The sequence below is a fragment of the Streptomyces sp. NPDC001407 genome (genome assembly GCF_042895325.1).
In the GTDB taxonomy this organism is placed as follows: Bacteria; Actinomycetota; Actinomycetes; order Streptomycetales; family Streptomycetaceae; genus Streptomyces.
Genome location: NZ_JBIAWF010000021.1, coordinates 131,542 through 144,191, shown reverse-complemented (window position 1 = coordinate 144,191; position 12,650 = coordinate 131,542). Strand labels below are relative to the sequence as shown.

Sequence of the window (12,650 nt, the reverse complement as noted above, 5' to 3'; positions counted from 1 at the left end):
CTCAGCCCGGAGGCCCCACCCCCGGCACCCACCACACACCCAAGCCCGGCCGGCGATTGAGGCCGCCCGCCGCAGGCGCACACAACCCGCACCCGGAAGAGAGGATCAGCCCCCAGCCACCGCCTCCGCGAACTGCGCCGCATACAGCCGCGCGTACGCCCCCTCCGCCTCCAGCAACGCCTCATGCGTGCCCTGCTCCACAATGTGCCCCGACTCCATCACCAAGATCACATCCGCATCGCGAATCGTGGAGAGACGATGCGCGATGACAAAACTCGTACGCCCCGTCCGCAGCTGAGCCATCGCATGCTGGATAAGAACCTCCGTCCGGGTGTCGACAGAGCTCGTCGCCTCGTCCAGGACAAGAATCTCCGGTTCGGCCAGGAACGCACGGGCAATAGTGATCAGCTGCTTCTCGCCGACGCTGACGTTGGAGCCCTCCTCGTCTATGACGGTGTCGTAGCCGTCGGGGAGGGTGCGGACGAAGCGGTCGACGTGGGTCGCCTTCGCGGCCTCGACGATCTTGTCCATGGAGGCCCCCTCCGCACCGTAGGCGATGTTCTCGGCGATGGTGCCGCCGAAGAGCCAGGTGTCCTGGAGGACCATGCCGATGTGGGAGCGCAGTTCCTCGCGCGGCATCTCGGCGATGTCGGCGCCGTCGAGGGTGATGCGGCCTCCGCTCACCTCGTAGAACCGCATGAGCAGATTGACCAGTGTGGTCTTGCCCGCGCCGGTGGGGCCGACGATGGCGACCGTCTGGCCGGGGCTCACGGCCAGCGAGAGGCCGTCGATGAGGGGCTTGTCGGGCTCGTAGCGGAAGGAGACCTCCTCGAAGGCGACCTCGCCGCGCACCGGGCGCGGCTCCGCGGTGGTGGCCGCGTCGGCGGACTGCTCCTCGGCGTCGAGCAGTTCGAAGACGCGCTCGGCGGAGGCGACGCCGGACTGCACGAGGTTGGCCATGGAGGCGACCTGGGTGAGCGGCTGGCTGAACTGCCGCGAATACTGGATGAACGCCTGGACGTCACCGATGGACAGCGAGCCGGAGGCGACGCGCAGCCCGCCGACGACGGCGACGAGCACGTAGTTGATGTTGCCGATGAACATCATCGCGGGCTGGATGATCCCGGAGATGAACTGCGCCTTGAAGCCGGCCGCGTAGAGGTCCTCGTTCTCCTTGCGGAAGATCTCGGCGGACTCCTTCTGCCGGCCGAAGACCTTGACCAGGGAGTGGCCGGTGTACATCTCCTCGATGTGGGCGTTGAGCTTGCCCGTGGTCTTCCACTGCGCGACGAACTGCGGCTGCGCGCGCTTGCCGATGCGGGTCGCCACCATCACGGAGACCGGGACGGTGACCAGCGCGATCAGGGCCAGCAGCCAGGAGATCCAGAACATCATGGCCAGCACGCCCACGATGGTGAGCACGGAGGTGACGATCTGGCTCAGGGTCTGCTGGAAGGTCTGCTGGATGTTGTCGATGTCGTTGGTGGCCCGCGAGAGGACCTCGCCGCGCTGCTGCTTGTCGAAGTAGCTCAGCGGCAGCCGGCCCAGCTTGTCCTCGACCTGCTGGCGCAGCCGGAAGACGGAGCGCTGGACGACGACGGTGGCGATGCGGGCCTGGATGAGCGCGAAGACGGACGCGGCGACGTAGATCAGCAGCACCCAGAGCAGGACGTTGCCGACGGCGTCGAAGTCGATGCCCTTGCCGGGGGTGAAGTCGACGGAGGAGAGCAGGTCGGCGACCTTGCCGTCGCCCTTGCTCCGCATGGCGTCGATGGCCTGGGCCTTGGTCACGTGCTCGGGGAAGCCCCGGCCGACGACGCCGGCGAAGATCAGGTCGGTGGCCCGGCCGAGGATCTTGGGGCCGAGCACGGACAGCGTCACGCTGCCGAGGGTGAGCAGCATGGCCACGGTGATCAGGGCCCGCTCGGGGCGGAGCACGGCCAGCAGCCGCTTGCTGGAGCCGGCGAAGTCCATGGACTTCTCGGTGGGCTGGCCGCCCATGAAGCGGCCGATGCCGGCCGCCGGGGCGGGGCCTCTGCGCGCCGTCCCGCCGGACGGTTCGCCGGGCTGCCCGCCCTTCCCGCCCGGCTGTGCCGGCTTCTCCGGGGACGTCACGCCGCCTCCTCCTCGGTGAGCTGGGAGAGCACGATCTCCCGGTAGGTCTCGTTCGACGCCATCAGTTCGGTGTGGGTGCCGGTGCCGACGACCCGGCCCTCGTCGAGGACGACGATGCGGTCGGCGTCGCGGATGGTGGACACCCGCTGGGCGACGATGACGACGGTGGCGTCCCCGGTCTCGCGGGCCAGCGCGGCGCGCAGCCGCGCGTCGGTGGCGTAGTCGAGCGCGGAGAAGGAGTCGTCGAAGAGATAGATCTCCGGGCGGCGGACCAGGGCGCGGGCGATGGCCAGGCGCTGGCGCTGGCCGCCGGAGACATTGGAGCCGCCCTGGGCGATGGACGCCTCCAGGCCGAGTTCCATGCTCTCGACGAAGTCGCGGGCCTGCGCGGTCTCCAGCGCCTGCCACAGCTCCTCGTCGCTCGCGTCGGGCTTGCCGTAGCGGAGGTTGGAGGCGATGGTCCCGGAGAAGAGATAGGGCTTCTGGGGGACGAATCCGACGGTCTCGGAGATCAACACGGGGTCGATCTCGCGGACGTCCTCGCCGTTGACCAGAACCGTGCCCGCCGTGGCGTCGAAGAGCCGGGGCACCAGGCCCAGCAGCGTGGACTTGCCGCTGCCGGTGGAGCCGATCACGGCGGTGATCTCGCCGGGGCGGGCGACCAGCGAGACGTCCTTGAGCACGGGCTCCTCGGCGCCGGGGTAGCGGAACTCCACGCCGCTGAGCTCCAGGTGGCCCGAGCGGCGCAGCCGGGTGACCGGTGCGGCCGGGGGCACGACGCTGGAGTCGGTGGAGAGGATCTCCTGCACGCGCTCGGCGCAGACCTCGGCGCGCGGCACCATCATGAACATGAAGGTGGCCATCATGACCGACATCAGGATCTGCATGAGATAGCTGAGGAAGGCCGTCAGCGCGCCGATCTCCATGTGGCCGCCGTCGATGCGGTGGCCGCCGAACCACAGGACGGCGATCGAGGAGAGGTTCACGACCAGCATCACCGACGGGAACATCAGCGACATCAGCCGGCCGGCCTTGAGCGAGACGTCCATCAGCTCGGTGTTGGCACCCCCGAAGCGCCGCCGCTCGTGGTTGTCGCGGACGAAGGCGCGGATGACGCGGATGCCGGTGATCTGCTCGCGCAGCACGCGGTTGACCGTGTCGATGCGCTCCTGGACGCCCCGGAAGATCGGCCGCATCCGCCAGATGATCAGCGACACGATGATGCCGAGGACCGGCACGATCACCAGGAGCAGCGCGGACAGCGGCACGTCCTGGTTGAGCGCCATCACGATGCCGCCGACGCACATGATCGGGGCGGAGACCATCAGCGTGAACGCCATCAGGACCAGCATCTGGACCTGCTGGACGTCATTGGTGGTCCGGGTGATCAGCGAGGGCGCGCCGAACTGGCCCACCTCGCGGGAGGAGAAGGACTGCACCCGGTCGAAGACGGCGGCGCGCAGGTCGCGCCCCAGCGCCATGGACGTCCGCGCGCCGAAGTACACGGCGCCCACGGCGCACACGACTTGCACGAGGGTCACACCGAGCATCCAGCCGCCGTAGCGGAGGATGTATCCCGTGTCACCCTTGACGACGCCGCCGTCGATGATGTCCGCGTTGAGGGTGGGCAGGTAGAGCGTGGCGAGCGTCTGGACGAGCTGCAGGAGCACGATCAGCGCGATGGGTTTGGAGTAGGGCCTCAGATACGCCCGCGTAAGTCGTACCAACACACAGGCAGAGTATGTGAGGGGCCCGCCACACGGCCCCTCGTTTTACACGTGGGCGCCGTGACTCCGCATACACCCGTCATCATGGGAGCCGCACATGATGGAAAGGGGTCGCCGTGGCGACGACACAACCGGCGCGGCCGGTGGAGCTGCCGAGGCAGCCGGGGCCGGCGGGCACGATCCGCTACTGGGCCGCGGCGAAGGCCGCCGCGGGCACGGCCGAGGAGCCGTACGCGGCGCGTACGCTCGCGGACGCGCTCGACGCGGCGCGCCGCCGGCACGCCGAGAGCCCCGAATTCGCCCGGGTGCTGCGGCGCTGCTCGTTCCTCGTGGACGGCGACCCGGTCGGCACGCGCGACCACACGACGGTCCAACTGGCCGAGGGCGGCACCGTCGAGGTGCTCCCGCCCTTCGCAGGAGGGTGACCCCGGCACGATGAGCAATCAGCCGCACAACGGATACGGGCAGCGAGAGCCCTACGAACCGTACGAGCCACGTGAGCCGTACGGTCCCTACGACCAGCAGGGCGTACAGCCTCCGGCGCAGCCCGGCTACGACGCCTATCAGCCGTACGACCCGTACGCGCAGCCGCAGCCCCAGCAGCCGCAGAGCCCCGCGGCGTGGCCCACGACGCAGGGCGGGCAACAGGGCTTCGCGCAGCAGGAGCCGGTGACGCAGACCTGGCAGACGCCGACCTGGGACACGCAGACGTGGCAGCAGCCGGTCCCGCCCGTCGCGGACCAGGCCTACGGGGCGTCCTGGCCCGGTGAGCCCGCGCCGGACGGCTCGTACGCGAGCCACGGCGGGCACGTGCCGCAGGGCTCGCCCCTGCCGACGGCCGCGGAGGAACCGGCCGCGCCCGCGGTGCCCGCCGCGCCGGAGCGGCCGATGACCGCCGCCGAGAAGGCGAAGGCGGAGGGCCGTCCGCAGATCCTCGCGCCGGGCTTCCAGCCCGCGGTGCTGACCACCGTCCTCGCGGTCCTGCTGGCGGCGGCCGCGCCGCTCGGGCAGGTCGCGCTGGCCGTGCCGGTGGCACTGCTCCAGGCGGTGACAGCGGCGGGCTGGTTCCGGCTCAACGGCATGTGGCCGGCCCGGCAGGGCATCGCGCTCGCCTTCCTCGGCGGACTGGCCGCCGACATCGGGCTGCTGGCCACCGACGCCGACCAGGCGCCGACCGTGCTCATGGGCACGCTCGGCGTGTGGGTGCTGCTGACACTGGTGCTCCAGCTGCGCAGCCAGGCCTCGCCCGACGAGCGGCTGTACGGCCTGATGGTCGCCGGCGCCTCGGCCGCCCTCACGGTGGTCGCGGCCGGGCACCTGGCCGCGACGACCTCCGACGCCGTCGTGATCGGCGCGGTCGCGGTCGCGGTGACGGCGCTGGCGCGCGCGCTGCCGCTGCCGTCGGTCGCCTCCCCCGTCGTCGCCCTGATCGCGGCCGCGGGCTCGGGCGTAGCCACCGGTCAGCTGACCGGCTTCGGGGCGTCGGCGGCGCTGCTCGCCCTGGCGGCGGGCGTCTGCGCGCTGGCCGGCCTGCGCGCGGCGAGCTACGACTACCCCTCCCGCTTCGTGCACATGACGGCGGGCGTCGCGCTCCCGCTGGCCGCGGCCGCCCCGGCGGTCTACGTGCTCGGCCGGGCCCTCGGCTGATCGTCCACTGATCAGCGGATTCGCCGGTTTTCCGCACCGTCCGGTTAGGCTCCCTGCACAGGCAGGGGGCCTGACCGTGACCCGGGGGAGCGAGAGAAACCGATGCGCGCGCTACGAATAACCCTGATCATCGCCATCGTGCTGGGGGCCCTCTTCGTGGGCGCCGACCGCGTGGCGGTGTACTTCGCCGAGAACCAGGCGGCGGAGAAGATACGCAACTCGCAGAACCTCTCGGGCACCCCCGACGTGTCCATCAAGGGCTTCCCCTTCCTGACCCAGATCGCGAGCTCCTCCCTCGACGAGGTCGACGTGAAGCTCGACGGCGTGACCGCCGGGTCGGGCGACAAGACGGTCCGCGTCACCGGCTTCGACGCCAAGCTCCAGGACGTGAAGATCAACAGCAGCTTCACCTCCGCCGTCGCCGACCGCGCGACGGGCACCGCCCACATCTCCTACGCGGACCTCACCAAGGCCGTGAACGACCCCGCCGTGACGGTCGGCTACGGCGGCACGAACGCGGCGGGCAAGAGCCGGGTGAAGGTGACCGGCAAGGTCTCCGTCATGGGCCAGAGCATGGAGCGCAGCGTCGAGTCGACGGTCTCGATCTCCGGTGGGGACACGATCAGTGTGCGGGCGGAGTCGATTCCCGCGGAGGGGTTTCCTGGTCTGGAGCAGCTGATCCGGCAGAAGATCGATTTTGATCGGAAGATCAGTGGGTTGCCGCGGGGGCTGAAGCTGGATTCTGTTGTGGCGACGGGGGATGGGGTGGATGTGAGGTTGACGGGGGCGCATGTGAATCTGGCGGGGTGAGGGCTGGGGCGCCTGCGGCGGGCTTTGTTCCCCAGCCCCGCCCCTTCCCGGCTGCGTCTGATGTGCGGCTCCGCCGCGTGGGGGGGCTTCGCCCCAGACCCCGCAACACGCTTCGCGCGTTGTCCTCAAACGCCGGACGGGCTGATTTCAGCCCGTCCGGCGTTTGAGGACGCTCCCCCAGACTTCGTCCGGGGGGGACCCCCAAGGGCGCTGGGGTCCGGGGTCTCCCCGGTTTCGGGAAGGGGCGGGGTAGGGGAAAAAATCCAGCCTGCGAGACACACGCGTCCGCACGCCAGGACTCCCTGCACCCCCGACCGCCCTCGCCCTCCCTCCGGACGGCTGACCAACCCCACTCATCCCGCATCCCGGAAGATTCCGTCTCACCATTCAACACACCGGTGACACGCCCGCCCACCCCTCCCTACGATCGACCCATGAAGCGACAGGCGGACCTCACGAAGCGGCGGGCAGTCGACCTGTGCCGCGTCGCCGCCATGCTCTGTCGCCATGTCTGACGGGGGCGCGCACCCGGCACACTTACACCCGCCGCCCGCCCCGCGCTCGTTCCCCCTCGGCCCGTCGAGGCCACCGCACCAACCGCTGCGCGGCACCGCGACGCTCCCCTTCGCCGGAAGCTCACCGCGCACACTTGCAACTGCCCCGGAGGAGAACAGCATGAGCCGCAGTGACGTCCTGGTGGACGCCGACTGGGTACAGGCCCGGATCGACGACCCGAAGACCGTCATCGTCGAGGTCGACGAGGACACCTCGGCCTACGACAAGAACCACATCAAGAACGCGGTCCGGATCGACTGGAAGACCGACCTCCAGGACCCCGTGCGCCGCGACTTCGTCGACCAGGCCGGCTTCGAGAAGCTGCTGTCGGAGAAGGGCATCGCGAACGACGACACCGTCGTCCTCTACGGCGGCAACAACAACTGGTTCGCGGCGTACGCCTATTGGTACTTCAAGCTCTACGGCCACCAGGACGTGAAGCTCCTCGACGGCGGCCGCAAGAAGTGGGAGCTCGACTCCCGCGACCTCGTGGCCGAGGTGCCGCGGCGGGCGCGTACGGACTACCGCGCGCAGCCCCAGGACACCTCGATCCGCGCGTTCCGCGACGACGCGGTGGCGGCCATCGGCACGCTCAACCTCGTCGACGTCCGCTCCCCCGACGAGTTCAGCGGCAAGCTGCTCGCCCCCGCGCACCTCCCGCAGGAGCAGTCGCAGCGCCCCGGCCACATCCCGACCGCGCGCAACATCCCGTGGTCGAAGTCGGCCAACGACGACGGCACGTTCAAGTCGGACGACGAGCTCAAGGCGATCTACGAGGCCGCCGGCGTGGACCTGGCCAAGGACACCATCGCCTACTGCCGCATCGGCGAGCGCTCCGCGCACACGTGGTTCGTACTGCACGAGCTGCTGGGCCAGCCGAACGTGCGCAACTACGACGGCTCCTGGACCGAGTACGGCTCCCTCGTCGGCGTGCCGATCGAGCTCGGCGCCAACTGACCCTTCCCCTCCCCCTCAAGGAACGCTTATGTGTGGAGCAAAGGCCGGCGGCCCCGACGCGACGGCCGTCAAGCCCGGTGAGACCACCATCCAGGGCTCCGTGACCCGCGACGGCGAGCCCGTCACCGGCTACGTCCGACTCCTGGACAGCACCGGCGAGTTCACCGCCGAGGTCCCGACGTCCGCGACCGGACAGTTCCGTTTCTACGCCGCCGAGGGCACCTGGACGCTGCGCGCCCTGGTGTCCGGAGCGACCGCCGACCGCAAGGTCGTCATCGCCGAGAAGGGCGATCTCACGGAGGTCGCCATCGCCGTCTGACGGCACACGTACGGCCGGAGGGCCGCACCCCGGGGTTGGACGCCATGAAGGGGGGTGCGGCCCTTCGCGCCGCCCGCTCCACGGTCGTACGGTGGGTGTATGTACGCGCGGCGGCGCCACTGGTACTTCGCCATGATGGGCACCTGCATCGGCATGTTCGTCCTGGCGTGGGGCGTCGTGCGGCTGTGGTCCGTGCCGGCGGCCGTCGGCATGTGCCTCTTCGCGATGGTCATCCCCCCGGTCGCGGCGATCGTCGCGAACCGGCACGGGCCGGATGATCGCTGGTGGGACGATCCGTCGGGCGATCCCAAGTCGGACGAGTGGTGGGACGAGCTGGACGGTAAGCGGCGGCATTAGGCGGAGCTTGTGTCTTTGACCGCGGGTCTGTCGCGCCTGCGGCGGGCTTGTTCCCCAGCCCCGCCCCTTCCCGGCTGCATCTGATGTGCGGCTCCGCCGCGTGGGGGGCGCTGCCCCAGCCCCCTGGCTGCGGGTAGGTGGACGCCTGCGGCGGGCCTTTTTCCCCTATCCCGCCCCTTCCCGGCTGCGTCTCATTTGCGGCTCCGCCGCGTGGGGGGCGCTGCCCCAGACCCCGAGCTGCGGGCCGGTTCGCCGCCTGCGGCGGGAGCGCCCTGCGGGCGCGTCCTCAGACTCCCCCAGCTACCTCCCCCAGACTCCGTCCGGGGGTGCCCCCAGAGGTGCCCCCAACGGGCTGAAAAACAAAAGCATGGCGCGCCCGGCGAAAAGACAAGACGGCGCACCCGGGCTGGAATGAGCGCCCCGGACGGGCGAAAAGAAGGACACGGCGCACCCCAAAACCTGATCTCGCTCTCCGGCGGGAGGGGGTGGGGTCGGAGGGTGGGGTTCTGGAACGCGGTGCGACTTCAGGGCACCCAATACGTCTTACGGTTCCCGCACCGCGTTCCAGGTTCCCAGCCCGGAGGCCCCACCCCCGACACCCACCACACACCCAGCCCGGCCGGCGTTTGAGGCCGCTCGCCGCAGGCGCAACGGACCCGCACCCAAAAACCGCCCCCGCACCCAGCGGAAAACGCACCGCGTTCCAGGTCCTCAGCCCGGAGGCCCCACCCCCGACACCCACCACACACCCAGCCCGGCCGGCGATTGAGGCCACGCCCGCAAGGGCGTCCAAGCCGCAGGCGCAACCCACCCCCGTCACAACACGTCAGTACACCAACGCCTGCACGTCATCCCCGAGCGCCTCCGCCACAAACACCTGAGCCCCAGCAATCCGCGCCCCCTCGATCAAATCCCGCTCCTCGATATCGCGACGCGCAGCGCACTGCGTGCAGACCGTGATCAGACCCCCACCCACCCGGATCCCCTCGATCAACTCCGGCAGCGGCGCCGCGTGCGGGAGGGAGAACTCCGCCGCCCGCCCCGGCAGCGCGAACCAGGACGCCTCGCCGGTGAGCCACAGGGAGACCTCGACGCCGCTGGCCACGGCGACGGCCGCCACCGTGAACGCCTGGGAGCAGCGCTCGGGCGCGTCCGCGCCCGCCGTGACCTTGAGGACAAGCTTCTTCTTCGCCATGCGATCACTGTAGGGCGGCAGGCGGGGTCCCGGCCGGGGACGCCGACCTCACAGAGCCGCTCCCGACGCGTCCGACTAGACTCGGGGGCGGTCCGTACCCCCTCTCTCCGACCGAGGAGCACGCTCGTGCTTGAGGCAGTCTTCACCACCCTGCTCGTGCTGGTCGCCGTCGGCGTGCTCGCCTTCGCCGGGCTGACCTGGAAGAAGCTCTACCAGGGCCAGCGCTGAACCGAGGCAGCTGACCGTTCTCCCTCACCGTCTCCTACAGATCGTCTGAGCCCATGATCGAGATTCCGTCCGACCTCCACCCGGACCTCGTGCCCCTCGTCTTCCTCCTCGGCAAGTGGGAGGGTGCCGGCGTCGCCGACTTCCCCGGCTCCGAGAAGTGCAACTTCGGGCAGGAAGTCACCTTCACGCACGACGGCCGTGACTTCCTGGAGTACACGTCGCACAGCTGGGTGCTCGACGGCGAGGGCAAGATGGTCCGCCCGCTGGAGACCGAGAGCGGTTACTGGCGGATCGACAAGGACCGCAAGGTCGAGATCGTCATGATCCGCGACCAGGGCGTCGCCGAGGTCTGGTACGGCGAGCTGGCCGACCAGAAGCCGCAGATCGACCTGGCGACGGACGCCGTCGCCCGCACCGCGGCCGCCGGTCCGTACACGGGCGGCAAGCGTCTCTACGGCTACGTCAAGGGCGACCTGATGTGGGTCGGCGAGAAGGCCACCCCCGAGGTGCCGCTGCGCCCCTACATGTCGGCGCACCTGAAGAAGGTCGCCGACCTCAAGGAGTGGGCCGCGAGCCTGCCCGACGACATGCCGGACGGCGTCGCCTTCTTCAACCAGGACGGCACGCCCTACACCGGCTGAGCACGACCCGTACGACTCGAAGAAGCGCCCCGCGGGGGAAGTCCGGTCGAAGTCCGGCGCTGACCCGCAACGGTAGGCGGAAGGTCCCCCCGGGGCCTTCCGCGAGCCCGATCACCCGCGGCGGCGTCAGCTCCTGACAACTCGCCGTGGACTGCGAGGGGACACCCGGGCGCACCGCCGTACCGGGCCGCTCCTTGGTACGTACGGAAGCGGCCCGAGCCGAAGGCGTACCCCGTGGCGACCTCCCTCCAGGCCACCGTGACCACCGGCGCACCGGCGCCACCCCGGCGGCTGCCGCTGCCGCCCCTGCTGGCCGGGCTGGGCGCGGCCCTGCTCGTCTCCCTCGTGTGCGCGGTCGGCCTCGGCGCGGCCGGGGTGAGCTGGGGTGAGACGTTCCGCTTCCTGCGGGCCGGGCTGACCGGCGGGACCATCACACAGGACGAGGTCTCCGCCTACACCATCGTGTGGGAGCTGCGCTTCCCGCGCGCCCTGCTGGCCGCCGTCGTCGGGGCGGGGCTCTCCTCCGTGGGCGTGGCCGTGCAGGCCATGGTCCGCAACGCGCTCGCCGACCCCTTCGTCCTCGGCATCTCCTCGGGCGCGGCCGTCGGCGCCAACGCCGTGCTGCTCTTCGGGGCACTGGGCTCCCTGGGCGTCTGGGCGCTCTCCAGCGCCGCCTTCGCCTCGGCGCTCGCCGCGATGCTGCTCGTCTATCTCGCCGCGCGCACCCCGCAGGGCCTGACGCCGCTGCGGCTGGTGCTGACCGGCTCCGCGATGTACTACGGCTTCTCGGCCGTGACCACCCTGATGGTCTTCAGCGCCGACCGCGGCGAGGCCGCCCGCTCGGCCATGATGTGGCTGCTCGGCAGCCTGGCGGGTGCCACCTGGGCGTCCGTGCCGATCGCCGCCGCGGTCGTGCTGGCCGGGCTCGGGTATCTGCTGTGGACGGCGCGCGGCCTCAACGCCCTGGCCATGGGCGACGAGACGGCCGCGGCGCTCGGCGTCGACCCGGACCGGCTGCGCCGGAAGCTGTTCGTCGTCGCGGCCGCCGTCACCGGTGCCGTGGTCGCCGTCAGCGGCGCGATCGGCTTCGTCGGCCTGATGGTCCCGCACATCACGCGCATGCTCGTCGGCGCCGACCACCGCCGGGTGCTGGCCGTGGCCCCGCTGCTGGGCGCGGTGCTGCTGGTGTGGGTCGACATCGTCTCCCGGCTGCTGCTGGCGCCGGTCGAGCTGCCGGTCGGCGTCATCACCGCGATCATCGGCGTGCCCTGCTTCGTGCTGCTCATGCGCCGCCGCGGCTACACCTTCGGAGGTGCCTGAGCATGCGCGTCGACATCGAGGACCTGTCGGTCGAAATCGCGGGCGCCCGTCTGGTGGAGGACATCGCGCTGCGCGCGGAGTCCGGGCACTTCGTGGGCCTGGTGGGGCCCAACGGCAGCGGCAAGTCCACCCTGCTGCGCTGCGTCTACCGCGCGCTGCGCCCGGCCACCGGCACCGTACGGCTGGACGGCGACGACCTGCACGCGCTGACGTCCCGCGAAGGCGCCCGGCGGCTGGCGGCGCTGCCGCAGGAGTCGGCGAGCGAGTTCGACTTCACCGTCGCGGAGATCGTCGCGATGGGCAGGCTGCCGCACCAGGGCGCCGCCGCGCGGGCCACCGCCGAGGACGGCGCGGTGTGCGCGGCGGCGCTGGAGCGGGTCGGCGCGGGCCACCTCGCCGCGCGCGCCTTCCCCACCCTGTCGGGCGGCGAGAAGCAGCGCGTGCTGATCGCCCGCGCCCTGGCCCAGCAGCCGAAGGTGCTCGTCCTGGACGAGCCCACCAACCACCTGGACATCGCCCAGCAGCTGGAGGTCCTCTCGCTCGTGCGCGGCGCGGGGCTGACGGTCCTGGCCGCGCTGCACGACCTGAACCTGGCCGCCACGCACTGCGACGCGCTGTACGTCATCGCGGGCGGCCGCATCGTCGCCTCCGGCCCGCCGGACACGGTGCTGACCGCCGAGCTGCTGGCCGACGTCTTCGGCGTACGGGCGCACCGCGTGCCGCATCCCGAGTCCGGCGCCACGCGCCTGCTCTTCGACCGCCTCCCGACCCCGTAAGGA

Annotated in this window: 12 protein-coding genes and 1 riboswitch; of the genes, 9 read left to right on the top strand and 3 right to left on the bottom strand. The window is 71.0% G+C overall.

Annotation, left to right across the window (positions count from 1 at the left end):
• Positions 1 to 105 precede the first annotated feature (105 nt).
• A complete protein-coding gene (locus tag ACFY1P_RS26255) occupies positions 106 to 2,001 on the bottom strand; it encodes an ABC transporter ATP-binding protein (RefSeq protein WP_390752021.1) in 1,896 nt (631 codons plus the stop codon).
• Positions 2,002 to 2,111: 110 nt separating this feature from the next.
• Positions 2,112 to 3,845 carry an ABC transporter ATP-binding protein gene (locus tag ACFY1P_RS26250; RefSeq protein ID WP_361534507.1) on the bottom strand — a complete coding sequence of 578 codons (1,734 nt, stop codon included), beginning with the start codon at positions 3,843 to 3,845 and terminating at the stop codon, positions 2,112 to 2,114.
• A gap of 146 nt (positions 3,846 to 3,991) precedes the next feature.
• Here ACFY1P_RS26250 and ACFY1P_RS26245 point away from each other — a divergent pair, with 146 nt between their 5' ends.
• The 6 genes from ACFY1P_RS26245 (at position 3,992) to ACFY1P_RS26220 (ending at position 8,487) form a co-directional block, all read left to right on the top strand.
• On the top strand, positions 3,992 to 4,267 hold the full coding sequence (locus ACFY1P_RS26245; protein ID WP_361534510.1) for a MoaD/ThiS family protein: 276 nt from the start codon (positions 3,992 to 3,994) through the stop codon (positions 4,265 to 4,267).
• 10 nt (positions 4,268 to 4,277) lie between these two features.
• On the top strand, positions 4,278 to 5,489 hold the full coding sequence (locus tag ACFY1P_RS26240) for a hypothetical protein (protein WP_390752017.1): 1,212 nt from the start codon (positions 4,278 to 4,280) through the stop codon (positions 5,487 to 5,489).
• 102 nt (positions 5,490 to 5,591) lie between these two features.
• Positions 5,592 to 6,299 carry a DUF2993 domain-containing protein gene (locus ACFY1P_RS26235; protein WP_361534501.1) on the top strand — a complete coding sequence of 236 codons (708 nt, stop codon included), beginning with the start codon at positions 5,592 to 5,594 and terminating at the stop codon, positions 6,297 to 6,299.
• Between the two features lie 675 nt (positions 6,300 to 6,974).
• A complete protein-coding gene (locus ACFY1P_RS26230; RefSeq protein WP_361535744.1) occupies positions 6,975 to 7,811 on the top strand; it encodes a sulfurtransferase in 837 nt (278 codons plus the stop codon).
• Between the two features lie 28 nt (positions 7,812 to 7,839).
• Positions 7,840 to 8,130: a DUF1416 domain-containing protein gene (locus ACFY1P_RS26225; RefSeq protein ID WP_361535747.1), complete on the top strand. Its 291-nt coding sequence runs from the start codon at positions 7,840 to 7,842 to the stop codon at positions 8,128 to 8,130.
• 99 nt (positions 8,131 to 8,229) lie between these two features.
• Positions 8,230 to 8,487, top strand: a complete 258-nt coding sequence (locus ACFY1P_RS26220; protein WP_361535750.1) for a DUF3099 domain-containing protein — start codon at positions 8,230 to 8,232, stop codon at positions 8,485 to 8,487.
• Between the two features lie 826 nt (positions 8,488 to 9,313).
• Here ACFY1P_RS26220 and ACFY1P_RS26215 read toward each other — a convergent pair.
• The gene (locus tag ACFY1P_RS26215) at positions 9,314 to 9,682 is read right to left on the bottom strand and encodes a DsrE family protein (RefSeq protein WP_361532538.1); all 369 of its coding nucleotides are present in this window, start codon (positions 9,680 to 9,682) and stop codon (positions 9,314 to 9,316) included.
• Between the two features lie 281 nt (positions 9,683 to 9,963).
• Between ACFY1P_RS26215 and ACFY1P_RS26210 the strand changes: the two genes are divergently transcribed.
• The 3 genes from ACFY1P_RS26210 to ACFY1P_RS26200 all read left to right on the top strand — a co-directional run bounded on the left by ACFY1P_RS26210 (position 9,964) and on the right by ACFY1P_RS26200 (position 12,647).
• Positions 9,964 to 10,551: an FABP family protein gene (locus tag ACFY1P_RS26210; RefSeq protein WP_361532540.1), complete on the top strand. Its 588-nt coding sequence runs from the start codon at positions 9,964 to 9,966 to the stop codon at positions 10,549 to 10,551.
• A 34-nt stretch (positions 10,552 to 10,585) separates the two neighbouring features.
• A riboswitch (cobalamin riboswitch) is annotated at positions 10,586 to 10,668 on the top strand.
• A gap of 117 nt (positions 10,669 to 10,785) precedes the next feature.
• Entirely contained in the window at positions 10,786 to 11,871 is a 1,086-nt protein-coding gene (locus ACFY1P_RS26205; protein ID WP_390752016.1) for a FecCD family ABC transporter permease, read from the top strand.
• Between the two features lie 2 nt (positions 11,872 to 11,873).
• Entirely contained in the window at positions 11,874 to 12,647 is a 774-nt protein-coding gene (locus ACFY1P_RS26200; RefSeq protein ID WP_390752015.1) for an ABC transporter ATP-binding protein, read from the top strand.
• Positions 12,648 to 12,650 lie beyond the last annotated feature (3 nt).